Here is a 19305-nt window from a genome sequence, read left to right as displayed (position 1 = left end):
TTTTACCGTGGTCAACGTGTCCGATGGTACCAACGTTGACATGCGGTTTTAGACGTTCAAACTTGGCCTTTGCCATGGGTATTTCCTCTTTTTTTGGGATCAAATGCTTGGCTCGTATAAATACGACAACTAAGACAATCTTGACCTCATTAAGATAATTGTTAAAAAATCACACATACTAATGTGCAGATATTATAAGAAAATAACAGCCAATAACAAGTCTTTTAACAAGTTATTGGCGTATTTTTCGATGACAATATAATGATATTAGCTATATTGCCGTCTTTAATAAATTTTTACTTACTCGTCATCATCTTTATTGTTGAACTTAGAGATGATTTCAGCAGCAACTGATTTTGGAATCTCAGCGTACTTTTGGAATTCCATTGAATAAGTAGCACGGCCTTGTGACATTGAGCGCATTTGTGTGGCATAACCAAACATTTCCGCTAATGGTACTTCAGCACGAATCTGTTTAGTACCGCCAGGTAAGTCTTCCATACCCTGTACTAAACCACGACGACGGCTAAGATCGCCCATGATGTCGCCCATGTAATCTTCAGGCGTTTCAACTTCTACTTTCATTACTGGCTCAAGTAGTGCTGGGTCAGCTGCCATGAAACCTTTTCTGAAGGCCATAGAACCAGCCATCTTGAATGACAATTCATCAGAATCGACATCATGATAAGAACCATCATACAAAGTCGCTTTTACGCCAACTACTGGGTAACCAGCAAGTACGCCGTTTTTCATGCGCTCTTGGATACCTTTATCAACGGCACCATGGAATTCTTTTGGTACAGTACCACCAACAACTTCTTCAGCGAATTCATATTCAGTATCGCCAGCTGGATCAAGTGGCTCAAGACGTAACCAAACATGACCGAACTTACCACGACCACCTGTTTGACGTACGAATTTGCCTTCTTGTTCGACAGTGTTACGAATCGTTTCACGATAAGCAACCTGTGGTGCACCGATGTTAGCTTCAACGTTGAATTCACGCTTCATACGGTCAACAAGAATTTCTAAATGCAGCTCACCCATACCACTGATGATTGTCTGACCAGATTCTTCGTCAGTGTGTACACGGAACGATGGATCTTCTTTAGCCAAACGACCTAAAGCGATTGACATTCTTTCTTGGTCAGCTTTGGTCTTAGGTTCAACCGCTAGGCTGATAACTGGATCTGGGAATTCCATGCGCTCAAGCGTGATAACATTTTGCTCATCACATAGCGTATCACCAGTCGTTACGTCTTTCATACCAACCAATGCAGCGATGTCACCAGTACGGATTTCTTGCAACTCTTCTTGAGAGTTAGCCATCATCTGTACGATACGGCCAACACGCTCACGCTTCATTTTAACTGGGTTATATACGCTGCTACCTTGCGTCAAAACACCTGAATAAACACGAACGAAGGTTAAGTTACCAACGAATTTGTCATTCATGATTTTGAATGCTAAAGCTGAGAACGGTACATCATCAGATGCTTCACGGAAGCCTTCTGATTCATCTTTGTCATCAAGAATACCGCGGATAGCAGGTACATCCATTGGTGCTGGAAGATACTGAATAACCGCATCCAACATCTTCTGTACACCTTTGTTCTTAAAGGCAGTACCACAAAGCAATGGAATAATTTGGTTATCAATAGTCAACTGACGAATAGCAGTATTGATCTGTTCTACAGTCAATTCACCATTTTCAAGATATTCGTTCATCAACTCTTCGTTTGCTTCAGCAGCATTTTCTACAAGAAGCTCACGATATTCTTCAGCTTTTTCTTGTAATTCAGCTGGGATTTCGCGCTCGTCATATTCCATGCCTTGAGACGCTTCGTCCCAATAGATAGCTTTCATGGTTACTAGATCAACAACACCTTCGAAGTCATCTTCTTTACCAATTGGAATAACCAATGGTACAGGGTTGCCGCCTAAGCGGGTTTTGATCTGTTCGATAACACGATAAAAATCAGCACCAACGCGATCCATTTTGTTTACGAATGCAAGACGTGGAACTTTATATTTGTTAGCCTGACGCCAAACAGTCTCAGACTGTGGCTGAACGCCGCCTACTGCACAGTAAACCATGCAAGCGCCATCAAGTACACGCATAGAACGTTCAACTTCGATCGTGAAGTCAACGTGACCTGGGGTGTCAATGATATTGATACGATGTTCATCAAACTGTTTTGCCATACCTGACCAAAAGCAAGTAGTTGCCGCTGAGGTGATAGTAATACCACGCTCTTGTTCTTGCTCCATCCAGTCCATGGTGGCTGCGCCATCATGTACTTCGCCAATTTTGTGGCTAACACCGGTATAGAATAAAACACGTTCGGTAGTGGTTGTCTTACCAGCATCGATGTGCGCTGAGATACCAATATTGCGATAGCGTTTTAGGGGAGTTTTACGAGCCATAGTGTTTTCCTAGGAAAAGTCGTGTATATAATAATGTATTGTGTCTCTACCTCATACTCTATGACAAAGCGGACAGCTTCGTAATATTACTTACTGATTATTAAGCCTAATACGGACAAAAAAAGAGCAAATACTAAGAATAGTGTGGTATCAAATTTGGGATACTCTCTCGTTAAACCTAGTTAATAGTTAAATAGTGTCTTTTTAGAGAAGCATCTTGATAGATGTCCGCCATCTTAGTTGTAAATAGCTTTTGACTATTAGCAACTAAATAAATGATGGCGGCAATCAATAGAATAAATAACAGTGTAAGACTGGTTAACTTTAGCCAACCAGTCTAAAGCTACTAGTAAACAGTAGCTTAGAAGCGGTAATGAGAGAATGCTTTGTTAGCATCTGCCATGCGGTGAACTTCGTCACGCTTTTTCATAGCAGCGCCTTTGCCATCAGCAGCATCATTCAATTCGCCTGCTAAACGCAGTGCCATTGATTTCTCAGAACGCTTAGCAGCAGCTTCAGCTATCCAACGCATAGCCAATGCAGTACGACGGGAGGGGCGTACTTCCATTGGTACTTGGTAGGTTGCACCACCAACACGGCGAGCTTTTACTTCTACCATTGGGCGTACATTTTCTAAAACGTCTTCGAAGAAAGATACTGGATCTTCGATTTTACGTTTTTCGCTTACTGTTTCAAGTGCACCGTAAACGATACGCTCAGCAGTAGATTTTTTACCATGACTCATTACATGGTTGATGAATTTTGCAACAGTTTGGCTACCAAACTTAGGATCCGGTAGGATCTCACGGGTAGCAACGACGCGACGTCTTGGCATAATAAATTTCCTTGTCTTCAGGAGTGTCTGACATTCACAATCTCGCACCAGTTATTAATCAGGTGGCGTTATATCGAGTTGTCAGTCAGCCTTACTGCACGGCGGTATGTTTTAACAGTGAATCACTAATTTAATAATACTGTCAACACCAGACCCATGCACAGTTAATGTTTGGTATAAAAAGCTTATCTAATAACGATTAGTTATTAAACTTTAGGCTTCTTAGCACCATATTTAGAACGACCTTGCTTACGGTCTTTAACGCCTGCGCAATCCAATGCACCACGAACAGTGTGATAACGTACACCTGGTAGATCTTTTACACGACCACCACGGATAAGAACAACACTGTGCTCTTGTAGGTTATGACCTTCGCCGCCGATGTAGCTTGATACTTCATAGCCTGAAGTCAAACGTACACGACATACTTTACGCATGGCTGAGTTAGGTTTTTTAGGAGTCGTAGTATATACACGAGTGCATACGCCGCGACGCTGTGGGCACGCTTCCAACGCAGGAACTTTTGACTTTTCCTTGATGGTTTTGCGACCTTTACGAATCAATTGGTTAGTTGTTGCCATGAGGCATCCTTCTCCCGTTTGGTATAAAACAAAAAAATGGGGTAATGCACCATCCATCTGACGTTAATGACAGATTTTCGGAGCACCCATTTTTAGGACAGTGTATTATAAAGAGTTGTTGCTGCTATTTCAACCACTTATGAGTGATTGTACTTTACAACATTTGATAGATATGCATTCAGCCTGTTACTGTACCCACTTAGCTGCCTTTAATTAGAAGCCAACTAGAAAATAAGTCACTAAACGTGGCATAAAAACAATATCACATGTGGTCTGAATAAGATGTTTAGTGATAAATAGACATCTATGGTAAGTAAATGGCGATATTATCTAAATTTTCAAGAGTCAAAAGATAATACCACCAATATTAATAGTTAGCGATTGGCCTATAATGACTTATAAGCGCAGCCTTATGTAGAAAACTAAAAAATAGAGATGTTTGAATTGTCTTTATTTACTCTGCTTATCAGCAGACTTATCTTTTGCGGCGCTTGACGGGCTATCAGATGACTCATCCTTCTCATCTGTACCATCCTTATCTTCAGTAGTGCTATCTTTGGTATGGTTATCAGTACTTTCTTGATCATCGCTACTAGCAGACTTATCTACTTTTGCTTCGCTACTGCTATCATCCGTAATTGCACGATTTGCCAGTTTCGCTTCTGGTGCGAAAGTCGCTTGAGCCACCCCGATTACTTCATCAATTAACTGGCTGTTATAGTGCATGCCAATGACGACCGCTGTGGCTGGTAAGAAACGGCGTACCCATGATAAGTTGATTTGATCCAAATCAATGCCAACCTGACTGGCGATATTATCAACTTGTTCTGCATAAAAATTAACGTTTTTGTTTTTTAGGCCTAGATTTTTGAGCTCGTTATGTAAACCACTATTTTGTGCATTATCGAGCAAGCCTTTACCAATACCGATACCAGCAAGCAATGCTTGTTTTTCTTGCATCTTGCTTAGATCTGCATTTGATAGCAATTCATAAGCCATCTTGATACCTTGGCTGCCTGTCAGTGGTTTGTTATAGACAGCAGCTAATTGATAAACGGTACGTAATGATACTAGTAACAACCACAATGTATCAGCTAGCAATCCTGGCAGACCCGCCAATCCTGTCAAACCACCTATGGTCGCAAGTGCGCGGTTTTGATTGGCGATATCAGTAGCTAATGCGTAACGCTCTTCATCATCTAAACTAGCGATATTGGCAAAACGATGCTCACTAGGCAAATCAATCTGACTCCAGTTAGACGCAAGCTTTGCTATTTGTGCAAAAGCTCCATCAACGGTTGTCTGAAAAAAACTGTTTGGCACTACTTTTTTGGCATATTTGCCATAAGTAGCAAAACGTGGCCCTAGCAATTGCTGAGTCGCTTTTAATGTTTGCTGACGAAACAAGTCTTCCTGATAATCTTCATCGCCCAAGTTAACCGCTTTATATTGACGCGGCTTACTTGTCTTGGCATTGACACCGTCAATGATTGCACCCATGCGCTCTAGATTATTACGGGTCAGAGAGCCAACTGTTTTAATGCTTTTAGAAAGAATGCTACGCTTTGCCATCGTCATGTCCTTAATGTGGTGATTGATTTTATAATGATAGATTTTTACTTATAATTGATATGCTATATTAGCGAATGACTATATTCAGTGTCAGTGCGAACAATGTTATCGCCATAACAAACTTTGTATCTAAAAGTATAACTTAATCGATAGTTGACGCTATGTTAAAGTTTATTTGTTCAGTTATATTCAAGCACAGCCTTATATCTTTGTGGTCGATGTATCGACGACTGCCCTCTTCATACTACCTTTTATGTATTTAGTTTTTGTATAACCTTTAACCTTAAACGCTATTTTGTCGTTATTTTGCACTTGTACAAAGATTTTGGACGCTTGATACGTTATCATATGCCATAATTCACAGTACAGTTGTACTCGGATTTATAAAATACCCTTTAAACAGTATATCTAGACGATACATATAAATAATACATCGTTTAATTATGACAGTAATTATAGCTGCAACAGAAGCATTTGATATTCAAAAATACGCTTTCTTTAACATATTCTTTAACACACTGTTTTGACACATTGTGGTTATGAGAGAGTGGTACGTTTGAGATCAAATAATAGAAGTAGATATTAAAAACGATTATTAGAAATAATTTATTAACAGTAATTATCAAAAAATCGTCATTTATAAGGAATAGAATATGCGCCGCGTTGTTATCACTGGAGCAGGGATTGTCTCTTGTATCGGACATGATTTAGCCACTGTTACTGCTGCTCTTAAGCAAGGACAGTCTGGTATTACGTTCAATGATTCTTATGCTGAGCATGAGTTTAAGTCACAGGTCAGTGGTAGTATTGATAAATCAGTACTGGACACGTCTGCTATCGACCGCAAGCTTAAAAGGTTTTTTAGTGATGCCAGTCTCTATGCTTATGTTAGTGCATTAGATGCCATTAAACAATCTGGATTGTCGCTTGATGTCATTAGCCAAAACCCACGTGTCGGTGTGGTTGCCAGCTCTGGTGGCGCTTCAACAGAAAATGTAGTCGCTGCTGTCGACGCCATGCGTGAGAAAGGTCTACGCGGTGTCGGCGCAATGGCGGTACCTAAGACTATGGGCAGCTCAGTATCAGCAGCGCTCGCAACAGGTCTGAAAATCCACGGTATCTCCTACTCTATCTCCTCTGCTTGTGCGACTTCAACGCATTGTATCGGTCATGCTGCTGAGCTTATTCAACTAGGCAAAGCCGATGTCGTCCTAGCAGGTGGTAGTGAAGCTGAGCATTGGACTCAATCATGCATGTTTGATGCAATGGGTGCGATGAGTACTCAATATAATGACACGCCTAAACAATCCTCGCGCGCGTATGATAAAGACCGTGATGGCTTTGTGATTGCAGCGGGTGGCGCAATGGTCGTCGTAGAGAGTCTAGAGCATGCACAAGCGCGCGGTGCTAATATCCTAGCGGAAATCGTCGGTTATGGTGCTAGTTCTGATGGTGCTGAAATGGTTGCGCCAAGCGGTGAAGGCGCCGTACGTTGTATGCAGCAAGCATTAGCCGAGGCTGGATTAGAGAGCGTTGATTATATTAACACTCACGGTACCAGTACGCCTTTAGGTGACATCACTGAGCTTAAAGCAATTGCTAAAGTGTTCGGTAATGATGTTAGTAAAGTACCTGCTCTTAGCTCAACCAAGTCTATGACTGGTCATAGCTTAGGTGCGGTAGGTGCTCAAGAATTAATATATTGCTTACTAATGCTTCAAGAAGGCTTTATCGCACCAAGTATCAATATCGAAGAATTAGACCCTGCTGCTGAAGGCTTTGATATCGTCGCCCAAATGCGTGAAACGAAGCTTGAGACACTTATGAGTAACAGCTTTGGCTTTGGTGGTACGAACGCAACGCTAATCATCAAAAAGTTCGACGCGTAACCGATGCACGAAAAAAATCATAAGACTACTGAGCAGACAGATTCTGCCCTATCGCCAGCTACTAATCCTAGCTGGCGTTTTGGTGAGCTACCTGCCGCAGAATTAATGCCGCATTTACAGCGTTATCTGCTAGCACAAGATGCTAAAGCAAATTGGCAACTGGTTTGGCTGAATAATAATGGACGGCCTGTCATTGGCTTACTTCCTAGAATGAGCTGGTCTGTCTATTTTAATATTGCTGAGAATCAGTCACCTGATGAGCAATCAGCTAATTATAAAGTTATTCGACATTGCCGTGATATTGAAACAACTAACAATGTTGATAATAGTAATGTCATTACGACAGCCTATATGAGCTATGCGGAATGGCAAAATAGCTTAACGACTTATAGCCAAGCTTATGAGACTGAAACTGATGACGGAACATCGACAACTGATATCACTGAAAATCCCAATTATCATCATGGTCTAATAGGGTTTATCAGCTATGACATTGCGGCTCATGAGCTAAGTCCAGCTGCCAATATTGAACTGGCAGCACAGCCTTGTGCGGTATTGGGTCATTACGATATTTATCTGTCACCTAAAGAAAATAGCAAAACTGGTTGGCAGTTAACCGTGAATACAACGGCTAACAGCTCAGATAAAACTATTGATGATGTGTGGAGCGATAAAGCTGTCGTAGCGCTTATCTCATATCTAGACAGACTAGATCAAAAACTGTCTGACACATGTCTGATTCGAAAACACCTTGAGTCATCAACACCTGCTCCTTTAATATTGCAAGCACGATGGCACAAGCATGATTATCAACAAGCATTTGATCGCACCCAAGATTACCTACAACAAGGTGATTGCTATCAAATAAATCTAACGCAAGAATGGCGCGGTCGGCTCTCTCATAAAACAAGCAATACCCAATCAATATCCAATCTGATTGATTATTTGCCTATGCTATATCGTAATACGCAGGCGCCCTTTGCAGGATATCTGTCAGTTAATAGCATGCATGACAGTACAATCACTCCTGATATACCCACGAATCCGTTTGAATTATTAAGCTGCTCACCTGAGCTGTTTTTTACCTTCAAAAAAGATACTAGCACTGGTAAACATCACATTATCACCAAGCCCATTAAAGGTACGATGCCGCGTGGTGCAACGATTGAACAAGATAACAGTTATAAAAATCAACTCAGCGATAGCGAAAAGGATCGTGCTGAAAACGTCATGATTGTCGATTTATTGCGTAACGATTTGGGCAAATATGCCAAAATTGGTAGCGTAAAAGTACCACAGCTATTTGCAATAGAAAGCTTTAGCAATGTACATCATATGGTCAGCACTATCACTGCTGAGCTCAAAGAAAATACCCACCCGTTGGCAGTATTGTTTGGCAGTTTGCCCGCTGGATCTATTACTGGCACACCAAAAAAACGTGCCGTTGAGATTATCGCTGAATTAGAGACAACACCGCGTGGCGCGTATTGTGGCACCATGGGCTTTATGAATTTTGATGGCAGTGGTCAATGGAATGTATTGATTCGTACGCTGCAAGCCAATTCCAATGCTCCAGCAAATGATAATTTAAACAGAGAAAAACATGTCAGCTTATGGGCTGGTGGTGGTATTACTATCGCCTCTAGCTGTGATGCTGAATACCAAGAATGTTTGGATAAAGTGGGTAACTTGCTATCAGTACTTGCCCAAGAGAATCTAAGCAAATAAGATTAAGCAGTGTTTTAAGAAGTAAAAAAAATAAAGCCTGCTCAACACAATGTTGGCAGGCTTTACTTTTATTAGTCAGTATCAATACAACAGGGATGATTCGTTAATTCGCAGCAACTTCAGTATCAGCATGTAATGTTGTTAAATCATTTATTAAAGACATATTGCTCGATACATGACATCCGTTCGTAACACATATTTAACACCTGATATCACTGGTGCACCTTCATGAAGCTGTAGATGTGCAAACAATAATGCTTGGCCTTTTTTCGGTGTAACAATATAAGTTGGCGTATCATTATTATACCAACCACCTTGCCATTGATAAAATTTTGTCTCGCCACCTTCGAAGTCGTCATTCAAATAAAACAATAGCGTTAAGAAGCTTTTATGAAACTTACCTTGCTCATAAGCACCATCAAAGTGTGGTTTGAACGTTTGGCCTTCGCCATAACGATAATAACGGAAACGTTCATTTAGCCCCGACAACTCCCATAAACCCTCATCCCATGTTTTTGGCAAATAACACGCCACTTGGTCAAAGAGCTCTTTTGCTAAATCAGTATCGTCAAATATGATACGGTCATTATTCCGAACACTCGTATCTGTCCGAAACTGGTCGTTGCCTAACGTAATTTGTGCCTGTTCATACTGCTGAACTTCACTTTTTTCAATGAGTTTCTCACATTCCAGCTCATTGAAAACGTGATCAATAGTACAAATCAATGGTAAATTACGAATCACATTCAGATTTTTCATCTATGCGCTCATCGCGTGCAGCGTAGTTAATGCATTGATCAAACGCTCATTCTGCTCTACTGTACCAACGGTAATACGCAAGTACTCATTGATACGCGGTTTGTCAAAATGACGAACGATGATGCCTTGCTCACGTAACGCACTGGCCACAGCACTCGCATTACCCTCTTTTGGACGCACAAATACAAAGTTGGCGTGTGACGGCAGAACTTTATAATCCAATGCTACTAGATCTGCTGTTAGTGACTCACGCAGGTCAATAACCTGCTGACGCGTTTGCTCAAAGTATTCAACATCTAAGACACTGGCAGTTGCACCCACTTGCGCTAACTTGTCTAATGGATAGCTATTAAAGCTGTTCTTCATACGGGTCAATGCTTCAATCAATGAGGCATTACCAAAGGCCATACCAACACGTAATCCAGCGAGCGAGCGAGACTTTGAAAAGGTCTGCGTCACAAGAATATTGTCATAGTCATTGATTAAGCTTATGGCTGAGACAGTAGTATCTGAGCTATCCTCTTCTATCTGGGCAAAGTCAATATAAGCTTCATCAATCACGATCACTGAATTAGAATGCTCACTCGCCAATTTGCTGATATCCGCAAGTGATAGTAGCAATCCAGTTGGGGCATTAGGATTGGCGATAATGATACCGCTACAGGGCTGACGATACGCATCTGGACTGATACTAAAATCAGCATCTAAGGCAATTTGTACCAGCTCGATACCAAAGGTATGCGCGTATACCGGATAGAAACTATAACTGATATCAGGTGCTAAAACAGAACGCTCTTTTAGGAAAAAGCTGGCAAACACCAATGCCAATACTTCATCTGAGCCATTACCGACGAATACTTGATTGACATCGAGGTTATATAATCCTGCCAATGCACTACGCAATTCATCAGACTCAGGTGCTGGATACAAGCGCAAATCATCTGCTTGACGTTCCAACACTTTAGCGATGGCTTCCGCTACTTTTGGAGACGGTGGAAATGGGTTTTCATTGGTGTTTAGTTTGCATAAATTGTCGTGTTGCGGCTGCTCACCTGGTGTATAAGGTGACAAATTACGTGCTTTAGATGACCAAAGTCTCGTGTCTATCTTTAATTCACTCATAAGTTATCCTACTATTAGCCACAAAAATTATTAAAAAAGATGTCAAAATCCATGACAAAATTAAATTTTACAGTATTCAAAAAATATTACTGATAACGATAACGAGCAGAGCGCGCATGGGCATCTAAGTCCTCACGCTGCGCTAAAATATCTGCCGTTTCGGCCAATGGTTTGCTGCCCGCTTCACTACAATAGATAATAGAAGATTTCTTTTGGAAGTCATAGACACCTAGTGGTGAAGAAAAACGCGCCGTGCCTGAAGTTGGTAACACATGGTTAGGACCTGCACAGTAGTCACCAATCGCTTCAGGCGTATGACGACCCATAAATATAGCGCCAGCGTGACGAATATCATTGAGCAGTTCATCAGGATTATCTACTGACAACTCCAAATGCTCAGGTGCCACACGATTGATCACTGCAATGCCCTCTTGACGGTCTTTAACTAGAATAAGCGCACCACGGTTTTGCAATGAATCACGAGCGATATCAGCTTTCGGCAAGTCTGCCAATGCTTTTTCAATCTCAGAAGCAACTTCAGCTAGCTGCTCTTCACTAGTCGTCACAAAAATAGCTTGGGCAATACGGTCATGCTCAGCTTGTGACAATAAATCCATCGCCAACCAATCTGCACGATCTTGCGCTTCACCCTCTGCATATACCAACACTTCAGAAGGGCCTGCAATCATATCGATGCCGACTTGACCGAATACTGCACGTTTGGCGGCTGCCACATACTTGTTGCCCGGCCCTGTAATTTTATCCACTGCTGGAATTGTCGCGGTTCCATAAGCCAATGCGGCCACAGCTTGTGCACCACCAATAGTAAAAACACGATCAACCTGTGCCAAATGCGCGGCTGCCAATACTAATGGGTTTAGTACACCTTTGGGCGCTGGCACGACCATAATGACTTCGGCAACGCCTGCTACTTTAGCAGGAATGGCATTCATCAATACCGATGACGGATAAGAGGCCAAACCACCAGGGACATAGATGCCCACACGATCAAGTGGTGTGACTTTTTGACCGAGACGATTGCCTAGCTCATCTTCATATTGCCACGTCTCTTGTACTTGGCGCTCGTGAAATGTCTGTACGCGTGTGGCCGCTGTCGTCAATGCCGTCTTGACGGTCTCATCAAGGTTGGCAAATGCCTCAGCAAGCGACTCTTTGGATAGCTCTAGCTCTTGCATCGTGGTCGCTGGATGCTGATCAAATTGTTGAGTCAAGGCTAGCACCACACTATCACCATCATGGCGTACTTGCGCGATGATGTCATCAACGGTCTTCAATAAGTCGGCATCATTAACGGTTTCAAAAGCAAGCAACTCTGTCAATTGACTGTCAAAATCGGCATCTTGGGTACTTAGTTGGCGCATGACCTAATCCTATGGCTGAAATGAATAATGTAATGGTAGCGTGTATTGAATATTAACAATAATTTGGTGGCTTATATATCAGATTATACTGGGCTTTTATTCTCTGACAAGCAAATATGAAAAAACCAGTTTAGCACGCTATATCTATCATAGAGCACTAAACTGGTTTAAAAATTTGCATAACCATGCTTTATATTACCAATGATTGCCAGTGGCTTACGATGCACTAGCAATACTGTTTTTAAAGCTATCTAAAATCGGCTCAAGTAGTGCAAATTTACGCTTATAGCTGACTTGATTGACGATAAGACGAGATGAAACATCACAAATGTGATCACGAGCTTCAAGCCCATTCGCACGTAAAGTATTGCCAGTATCGACCACATCAACGATCAAATCACCGAGACCGACCAACGGGGCAAGCTCCATCGAGCCGTACAGCTTAATGACATCTACTTGCTGACCTTGGCTAGCAAAGTAAGCGCGTGCCACATTGACGTATTTGGTCGCGATACGTAGGCGACGATTAGGCAGTGGCGCATCTTTTACGCCAGCAGTCATCAGCTTACATTGAGCAATTTGCAAATCCAACAACTCATAAACATGATTGGCACCATGCTCAAGCAAAACGTCTTTACCTGCCACACCAAAATCAGCTGCACCGTGTTCTACATAGGTCGGCACATCGCTGGCACGCAAAATCAATACACGTACATTGGGATTTGAGGTTGGGAAAATAAGTTTGCGCGAGGCTTCAGGGTCTTCTAATAACTCAACACCAGCTGCGCGTAGCAGTGGCATGGTTTCTTCTAGAATACGGCCTTTTGATAACGCCAATGTTAAGCCTGAAAACTCATCATTCACTTCGTTTAATACACCGCTGGTTGGTAAGGCTTTGGTTGCTTCAGTCATAATGACATCGTATCCATGTACAGTTGGCAGCCCCACTGAAAGGGGCTTTTAGTTGTATATTACTAAGCTTTTCGTGATAACACCAATTACATCCGTGGTGGACAAATTGGTGCTGGATAAGCCAGTTAATATTAATCGTTGGTATTAATACGTTCGATATTCACACCTAGCGCGCGTAGCTTGTTTTCGACGTCTTCGTAGCCACGATCGATATGGTAAATACGGTCGATTAAGCTTTCACCTTCAGCAGTCGCCGCCGCCATGACCAATGACATAGAAGCACGCAAATCAGTCGCCATGACTGGTGCAGCAGTAAATTTCTCAACACCTTTTACCACAGCAGTATGACCATCAACCTGAATAGAGGCGCCTAAGCGATTAAGCTCAGGGACATGCATATAGCGATTTTCAAAGATATTTTCGATAAAAGTACTCGTGCCATCCGCAAGACAGCTAATCGCCATCAATTGCGCCTGCATATCAGTCGGAAAACCTGGATGTGGTTGGGTGCGAATATCAACAGCCAATGGACGGCCTTTCATCTGTGCACGAATCCAATGATCACCAGTGGTAATCACGGCGCCCATGGCTTCAAATTTTTCTAACACTGGCGTTAATAATAGTGCAGATGTATTTTTGGTCAATACATCACCGCGAGTCATCAACGCGCCAGCAAGGTAAGAACCTGTCTCGATACGATCTGGTACAACTGAATACTCACAGCCATGCAAGCGTTCAACACCTTCAATGGTCATGACCGATGTACCGATACCGCTTATTTTAGCGCCCATCGCGACTAGCATATTGGCCAAATCAACCACTTCTGGCTCTAATGCACAGTTACCTAAAACGGTCGTGCCTTTAGCAAGCGCTGCTGCCATGATCACGTTTTCAGTACCGCCCACGGTAATCATATCAAATGAGAAGTTACAACCTATTAGCCTGCCACCTTTTGGTGCCTGCGCTATGACATAACCATTCTCTACGCTAATCGTAGCACCCATCGCTTCAAAAGCTTTTAGATGCTGATCAACAGGGCGTGAACCAATGGCACAACCGCCTGGCAATGACACTTCTGCTTCGCCAAAACGCGCCAGCAATGGCCCAAGTACTAATATCGAGGCACGCATGGTTTTGACCAAATCATACGGTGCATAAAAATTATCGATATCTTTGGTATCGCAAGTAACAGTATCGCCCTGTTTTTGGATTTTGATACCCATGCCGCCGATCAATTCAATCAATGTGCGCACATCTTGTAGCGATGGCACATTGTGTAATGTCGTTGGAGTCTCGGCTAATATCATAGCCGCAAGTAACGGCAACGCGGCATTTTTGGCGCCTGAGATAGTAACTTCCCCTGCGATACGACTACTACCAGTGATTAAAAATTGATCCATAGAGGTGACAACCTAGCGATGAGTGTAAAAAATGGTGAAAATTAAACTTATAACCAACCACCTAAATGGTTAGTTTAAAATGTTCAATCATATATATAACGGTTTAGCCTTTTGACTGGATATCCCATTCAGCAGGCGTTAATGCTTGAATATTGAGCGCATGAATGTCGCCACTCGCAATCTTATCATTGACCAAGGCATAAATCGCTTGTTGACGTTGAACGGCACGCTTGCCCTCAAAACTGGCATCAACCACACGTACATCAAACTTATTACCTTGATTGGCAGCTTGAATAAAAGCATCTGGGAAGTGTGTTTGTAAAAAGGCAATCAAATCGTCAGCGTTCATGCTCATAGAATATCCTGTTAATAGCGGTAAAAAAGGGTTTTATTTTGAATGCAGGTATTATAACAAGAGTTTGAACATCTTACAGCACTGTCTGTGTATAAGAAAACCTGAGCTATATATACAATACCTGCTGAACAATAAAAGCAGTAAGTGTTTAAGTAATCAGTACTTAAAACTACTTCAGCTCTTTATCTAAATAGGTCAGCACTTGCGAGCGCACATCGTTTAACCAACGTAATGGTGGTGCCATCGCGCCGATACTGGTGGCATGGCTGGCACCTTCTATTTCACTGACTTCTACCCTAGCACCATAGTCTTTTAGCGCTTTTGTCATATTGACCGTATTTGTGTCATAGACAATCTTATCATTTTCAGCGGTCAATAATAGATAAGGCGGCTGCTCGCCCTTTAACTGTCTATCAGGCATAACTTGGTCAGGAGTAGCATCGGCAGGAAAAGCAGTAGCACTATCAAACTTCCTAAAATCATAGCTATAAGGGCCTGCGATGCCAACAACTGCTTTGATATCACTTGGTTTGATACCATAAGGTGCTAAGAAATCTTCGTTAGAAACTGCGGCAACTGCATTGAACGCGCCAGCTGATTGGCCCATGACAGCCATGCGCTGAGGATCTGCATGCAAGCTTTTGGCATTGTTATAGCTCCATGCAATCGCTTTTGCCGTGTCTTTTACATAATCAGGATATGGATGTTCGGGTGCCTTCCGGTAGTTAATCACTGCGGTCACATAGCCTGCTCGCGCCAGACTCTTACCCACGAAAGCATATTCTTCTTTGGTACCATTTTCCCATGATCCGCCATAGACGAACACGACCATCGGATAAGTATCAGTGATCGCAGTTTGGGCTTTCATGGCTTTTGCCAAAGGCTTCGGGTAATAGATATCTAAATCTTGTGAAGGCTCATCACCGTAGAGGATGTCTTTACTAACGCCAACACCGCCACTCGATGTAATGCCGTTGACGATAGCCAGCGGTGACACAGCTTGCGCACTATGTGACGCTAGCGCGATACCACCTATTGCTAGCACTGCGGTCAGCCCTACGCCTGTAAATGGTAGCGTGCTTGGCTTTTGATAAGACACTTTGCTATTAGAGGCCTGTTCGTTAGAGGTATTGCTATGGTTGTTTTCGCTCTGCTGTGCGCGTTTCTCTAAATCCTTCATTTACCAGTATTCCTATTATATTTATAAACAATGATGAGCATTACCACAGCCACTTTATAAAATATCATTCACTAAAATTACTATTATTCATTAAAAGTACCATTTATTATTTGGCGGGCTGTTCTACTGCTGATTGTCTATATATTACTGGCTCGCTAAGGATTTATCGTGTTTTTCCTGTTAGTGCTGTTTAGTCTTCTTGTCATTAAAATCCAATCACTTAACAGCCATCACTTATCTATCGGGTTTATAAATAATGACTGCTTTATCAACATAACTACTTTATCAACTTTGGCTTTACTATTGATTCTTGTATAGCTCAATATATGGACTAGAGGATGGCTGCTCACCTGTTGTGCCCTCTTCTGTCACTATAACTGGCGTTGCGGTAGTGGCTGTATTGTTTCCTACAGAGTTGCTAGGACTAAAATTATTATTAGCAGCAGCACCTTCAACGACTGGTACTGAATCAGCATTGCCCAAGTTATTATCAGTCATAATGTCGTTTTGGTTTATCTTCACACCTCGATCATCCACGACTGTCGTCAGTAGCACCAGCTCTGTCACACCGACCGTCGTGTTGGCAATATCAATGAGATTACTCTGTTGAGTGGGTGTCATACGTCCCATAATATAGACCACGCCGTTATCGCTCACTGCCTTAACCTGTGAAGAACTAACACCGTTACTAGCGGCCACTTTTGCTAGCAATTTTGAGGTGATATAACCATCCTGCACGGTAGAGCTATAACCTTTTGAGGCACTAACGTTCAATTCGTTATAAACGCGGCGCACATCAGGCATAGAGCTAACGACTTTTTCTATTTCTGTTTTAATGGCTTCAGTTGGCACTTCACCTGTCAGCAACACTTCACTGTTGAAGCTATCAATGCCCATACGGCTGGTTTGTTGTAGGTTTTCTTGTAGACCATAGACATTGATTTTGGCAGTGTGTTCGATACTGCGATCAAGCAGACGCTGCGGAATAGTGCGCTCTGTCATCGGCACACCATACGTGCCTTCTGTGCTATTGGTCAGATAGTTGGTCGTACAGCCAGTAACAGCGATACTGGATAGTAGTATCATACCAATCGCTGTACGGTGTGATGAGCCGAAAATAGCAGTGCGCAGATGCATCCGTGTCATGATTTACCTCTTAGGACATGATTGTGACGATTATATAAATTTAATGGATTGAACAATTTCGATCTAGCGGCTTTTAGGGCGTGTCATCAATTAGATTGTGAGGCTTAAAATGAGAAAAATTGTAGATAAACAAGGAAGAAATTGCCGTGAATATGTACATATTGGCAAAATTTCTAACGATGTTTAGCAAAATTTAGCCATTTTAAGACCACTAAATGTATTAATGCGCTAATTGATGACACGCTCTAACATAGCTGCTTATAACAACTTGTAATACAGCTACTTATAACATAGCTACTTTACTGAATTTTTGCTGAAGGCGGTTAGGTTTTTGGTAACGATAGCTGGATACTAAATTCTATGTGCTGTTTTATTGGTTCTATTCACTGTTTAGCCGTACCGCTTCTATATAGTGTCACCATGCCTCTGCTACGAAGGCACCCTGAAACCATTCTGGTTGAGTATCTATATTTTGGTTTTTTTTGCTCACACTGCTAGCCGTATTATAAGCAATCACATCAAACCGACATTCATAGTCGCTATATTCAGGATGCTGCTGCAAAAAATAGCGCGCAGCTTTGATAACTTTGCGTTGTTTGCTAGCCGTCACACTCAGCGCGGCATCGCCAAACCCTGACTGCTTGCGCTGACGAACTTCGATAAATACCAGTGTTGACCACGCCTGCCCTGTTTCTATCATGATCAAATCTAGTTCACCCACTTTTGGCTGCTGCCAATTTTGTGCAACTAACCTTAATCCTTGCGCCTGCAAAAATTCACGTGCTTGCTGCTCAAACAGGCTGCCTTGGCGTTGTTTTGGTGAAGTAAGGGTTAAAGGTTTATGGTTCGCCATGATGTCGATTGGTCTGGTTAACATTTCAGAATTATCATAGCACATCATGCTAAACTAGCCACTTTCGCACGCCCTAGCTCTGTCATCGACAAGTATGTAATCGCTTACTATTTGGCTGAAACATACATTAGATGATGACGGTATGGGCAACCGTGCCATATTCTTTTTAATGACCCGAGGTTTTCATGTCTACTCCTACCGCGATGCCAGCTTGTCTATATATCGTTGCCACGCCGATTGGTAATCTTAGCGACATGACACCGCATGCAATTGATGTCCTAAAGCAAGTCGCCATCATTGCCTGTGAAGACACCCGTACCTCAGGCAAGCTATTGTCACATTTTGGTATTGATACCAAAGGCAGCAAAACTGACGATGCAAAAGCATCAACGCCTCATCATAATGAAAACAGTGCTGCAGACGATACGGAAACCACTTCAAAACAAAAAGGCCACAATAAGCTGTGGGCATACCATGAGCACAATAGCGCGATTCAAACACCGAAGATTATTGAGATGATTGAGCAAGGTCATTCGGTCGCTTTGATTAGTGATGCTGGGACGCCACTAGTTAGTGATCCTGGTTATCAATTGGTACAAGCAGCACATGCCGCTGGCGTCGCCGTGTCACCTATCGTTGGTGCCTCTGCTGCTATTGGCGCGCTTTCAGTTGCAGGATTGCCGTCAGATCGCTTTAGCTTTATTGGATTTTTGCCAGCCAAAACTCATGGTCGCCAAAAACAACTGAGCGCATTAATCGCTCGTACCGAAACCCTGATATTTTACGAAGCACCGCACCGTATTATCGCCAGCTTAGAAGATATGGCAACGATATTTGGTGCAGATCGCGAAGTCGCGTTTTGCCGCGAATTGACCAAAACCTTTGAGACGGTACGTAAGAGTACACTTGGCGATTTGGTTGAGTTTGTCAAAGCAGATGACAATCAACAGCGCGGTGAAATAGTCGTTGTCGTCGCTGGCGTGAATGTGGCTCAGGATTCAGATGACATCAGTATCCATGATAAATTATTGCAAAGATTGCTAGAAGACTTATCGGTCAAAAAAGCTGCAGCATTGGGCGCTGATATCACAGGCGTCAAAAAGAATGCGCTATATCAACGCCTACTTGAACTACAGGCTGAATAGCTTTTAAATATAAAAATGT

16 protein-coding genes and 1 pseudogene are annotated in these 19305 nt (G+C 42.4%); 3 read left to right on the top strand and 14 right to left on the bottom strand.

Going from position 1 to position 19305, the window contains the following annotated elements; translation table 11 throughout:
* From I6E84_RS14240 to I6E84_RS13740, 5 genes and pseudogenes are all read right to left on the bottom strand, one after another.
* Positions 1 to 76, bottom strand: a pseudogene (locus I6E84_RS14240) (elongation factor Tu); the annotation flags it as partial.
* A gap of 224 nt (positions 77 to 300) precedes the next feature.
* Positions 301 to 2427 (bottom strand): elongation factor G, encoded by a 2127-nt coding sequence (fusA, locus tag I6E84_RS13755; protein ID WP_110924208.1) that lies wholly within the window; start codon positions 2425 to 2427, stop codon positions 301 to 303.
* A 361-nt stretch (positions 2428 to 2788) separates the two neighbouring features.
* A complete protein-coding gene (gene rpsG, locus I6E84_RS13750) occupies positions 2789 to 3262 on the bottom strand; it encodes a 30S ribosomal protein S7 (protein ID WP_110924207.1) in 474 nt (157 codons plus the stop codon).
* Between the two features lie 206 nt (positions 3263 to 3468).
* Positions 3469 to 3843 carry a 30S ribosomal protein S12 gene (gene rpsL, locus I6E84_RS13745; protein WP_011281154.1) on the bottom strand — a complete coding sequence of 125 codons (375 nt, stop codon included), beginning with the start codon at positions 3841 to 3843 and terminating at the stop codon, positions 3469 to 3471.
* Between the two features lie 450 nt (positions 3844 to 4293).
* Positions 4294 to 5415 (bottom strand): EcsC family protein, encoded by a 1122-nt coding sequence (locus I6E84_RS13740; protein WP_197218558.1) that lies wholly within the window; start codon positions 5413 to 5415, stop codon positions 4294 to 4296.
* Positions 5416 to 6068: 653 nt separating this feature from the next.
* Here I6E84_RS13740 and I6E84_RS13735 point away from each other — a divergent pair.
* A complete protein-coding gene (locus tag I6E84_RS13735) occupies positions 6069 to 7304 on the top strand; it encodes a beta-ketoacyl-ACP synthase II (protein ID WP_197135161.1) in 1236 nt (411 codons plus the stop codon).
* 3 nt (positions 7305 to 7307) lie between these two features.
* Entirely contained in the window at positions 7308 to 9032 is a 1725-nt protein-coding gene (locus tag I6E84_RS13730; protein WP_197218556.1) for an anthranilate synthase component I family protein, read from the top strand.
* Positions 9033 to 9185: 153 nt separating this feature from the next.
* On the opposite strand, the gene I6E84_RS13725 is transcribed toward I6E84_RS13730, so the two are convergent.
* The 9 genes from I6E84_RS13725 to I6E84_RS13685 all read right to left on the bottom strand — a co-directional run bounded on the left by I6E84_RS13725 (position 9186) and on the right by I6E84_RS13685 (position 18189).
* A complete protein-coding gene (locus I6E84_RS13725; protein WP_197218554.1) occupies positions 9186 to 9791 on the bottom strand; it encodes a prolyl hydroxylase family protein in 606 nt (201 codons plus the stop codon).
* Positions 9792 to 10913, bottom strand: coding sequence for a histidinol-phosphate transaminase (gene hisC / locus I6E84_RS13720; RefSeq protein ID WP_197218553.1), 1122 nt, complete (start codon positions 10911 to 10913; stop codon positions 9792 to 9794).
* 86 nt (positions 10914 to 10999) lie between these two features.
* Positions 11000 to 12295, bottom strand: coding sequence for a histidinol dehydrogenase (gene hisD, locus I6E84_RS13715; RefSeq protein ID WP_197218552.1), 1296 nt, complete (start codon positions 12293 to 12295; stop codon positions 11000 to 11002).
* A 216-nt stretch (positions 12296 to 12511) separates the two neighbouring features.
* The gene (gene hisG / locus I6E84_RS13710; RefSeq protein WP_197102459.1) at positions 12512 to 13207 is read right to left on the bottom strand and encodes an ATP phosphoribosyltransferase; all 696 of its coding nucleotides are present in this window, start codon (positions 13205 to 13207) and stop codon (positions 12512 to 12514) included.
* Between the two features lie 131 nt (positions 13208 to 13338).
* Entirely contained in the window at positions 13339 to 14607 is a 1269-nt protein-coding gene (gene murA / locus I6E84_RS13705; protein ID WP_197218551.1) for a UDP-N-acetylglucosamine 1-carboxyvinyltransferase, read from the bottom strand.
* 103 nt (positions 14608 to 14710) lie between these two features.
* The gene (locus tag I6E84_RS13700; RefSeq protein WP_110924198.1) at positions 14711 to 14962 is read right to left on the bottom strand and encodes a BolA family protein; all 252 of its coding nucleotides are present in this window, start codon (positions 14960 to 14962) and stop codon (positions 14711 to 14713) included.
* Positions 14963 to 15131: 169 nt separating this feature from the next.
* Positions 15132 to 16142, bottom strand: coding sequence for an alpha/beta hydrolase (locus I6E84_RS13695; RefSeq protein ID WP_197218550.1), 1011 nt, complete (start codon positions 16140 to 16142; stop codon positions 15132 to 15134).
* 300 nt (positions 16143 to 16442) lie between these two features.
* Entirely contained in the window at positions 16443 to 17288 is an 846-nt protein-coding gene (locus tag I6E84_RS13690; RefSeq protein WP_197218549.1) for a BON domain-containing protein, read from the bottom strand.
* A 415-nt stretch (positions 17289 to 17703) separates the two neighbouring features.
* Positions 17704 to 18189 (bottom strand): YraN family protein, encoded by a 486-nt coding sequence (locus I6E84_RS13685; RefSeq protein ID WP_197218548.1) that lies wholly within the window; start codon positions 18187 to 18189, stop codon positions 17704 to 17706.
* 137 nt (positions 18190 to 18326) lie between these two features.
* Between I6E84_RS13685 and rsmI the strand changes: the two genes are divergently transcribed.
* Positions 18327 to 19286 (top strand): 16S rRNA (cytidine(1402)-2'-O)-methyltransferase, encoded by a 960-nt coding sequence (gene rsmI / locus I6E84_RS13680; RefSeq protein WP_197218546.1) that lies wholly within the window; start codon positions 18327 to 18329, stop codon positions 19284 to 19286.
* Positions 19287 to 19305 lie beyond the last annotated feature (19 nt).

Source organism: Psychrobacter sp. SCQQ22, from assembly GCF_015864605.1.
Classification (GTDB): domain Bacteria; phylum Pseudomonadota; class Gammaproteobacteria; order Pseudomonadales; family Moraxellaceae; genus Psychrobacter; species Psychrobacter fozii.
The sequence above is the reverse complement of the archived record's forward strand: the minus strand, read 5'-3'. Positions and strand labels throughout refer to the sequence as shown.

Bases quoted from the DNA above. Each gene is read 5' to 3' on its own strand.
- fusA (WP_110924208.1), bottom strand. From the start codon at position 2,427: ATGGCTCGTAAAACTCCCCTAAAACGCTATCGCAATATTGGTATCTCA.
- rpsG (WP_110924207.1), bottom strand. From the start codon at position 3,262: ATGCCAAGACGTCGCGTCGTTGCTACCCGTGAGATCCTACCGGATCCT.
- rpsL (WP_011281154.1), bottom strand. From the start codon at position 3,843: ATGGCAACAACTAACCAATTGATTCGTAAAGGTCGCAAAACCATCAAG.
- I6E84_RS13740 (WP_197218558.1), bottom strand. From the start codon at position 5,415: ATGGCAAAGCGTAGCATTCTTTCTAAAAGCATTAAAACAGTTGGCTCT.
- I6E84_RS13735 (WP_197135161.1), top strand. From the start codon at position 6,069: ATGCGCCGCGTTGTTATCACTGGAGCAGGGATTGTCTCTTGTATCGGA.
- I6E84_RS13730 (WP_197218556.1), top strand. From the start codon at position 7,308: ATGCACGAAAAAAATCATAAGACTACTGAGCAGACAGATTCTGCCCTA.
- I6E84_RS13725 (WP_197218554.1), bottom strand. From the start codon at position 9,791: ATGAAAAATCTGAATGTGATTCGTAATTTACCATTGATTTGTACTATT.
- hisC (WP_197218553.1), bottom strand. From the start codon at position 10,913: ATGAGTGAATTAAAGATAGACACGAGACTTTGGTCATCTAAAGCACGT.
- hisD (WP_197218552.1), bottom strand. From the start codon at position 12,295: ATGCGCCAACTAAGTACCCAAGATGCCGATTTTGACAGTCAATTGACA.
- hisG (WP_197102459.1), bottom strand. From the start codon at position 13,207: ATGACTGAAGCAACCAAAGCCTTACCAACCAGCGGTGTATTAAACGAA.
- murA (WP_197218551.1), bottom strand. From the start codon at position 14,607: ATGGATCAATTTTTAATCACTGGTAGTAGTCGTATCGCAGGGGAAGTT.
- I6E84_RS13700 (WP_110924198.1), bottom strand. From the start codon at position 14,962: ATGAGCATGAACGCTGACGATTTGATTGCCTTTTTACAAACACACTTC.
- I6E84_RS13695 (WP_197218550.1), bottom strand. From the start codon at position 16,142: ATGAAGGATTTAGAGAAACGCGCACAGCAGAGCGAAAACAACCATAGC.
- I6E84_RS13690 (WP_197218549.1), bottom strand. From the start codon at position 17,288: ATGACACGGATGCATCTGCGCACTGCTATTTTCGGCTCATCACACCGT.
- I6E84_RS13685 (WP_197218548.1), bottom strand. From the start codon at position 18,189: ATGATGTGCTATGATAATTCTGAAATGTTAACCAGACCAATCGACATC.
- rsmI (WP_197218546.1), top strand. From the start codon at position 18,327: ATGTCTACTCCTACCGCGATGCCAGCTTGTCTATATATCGTTGCCACG.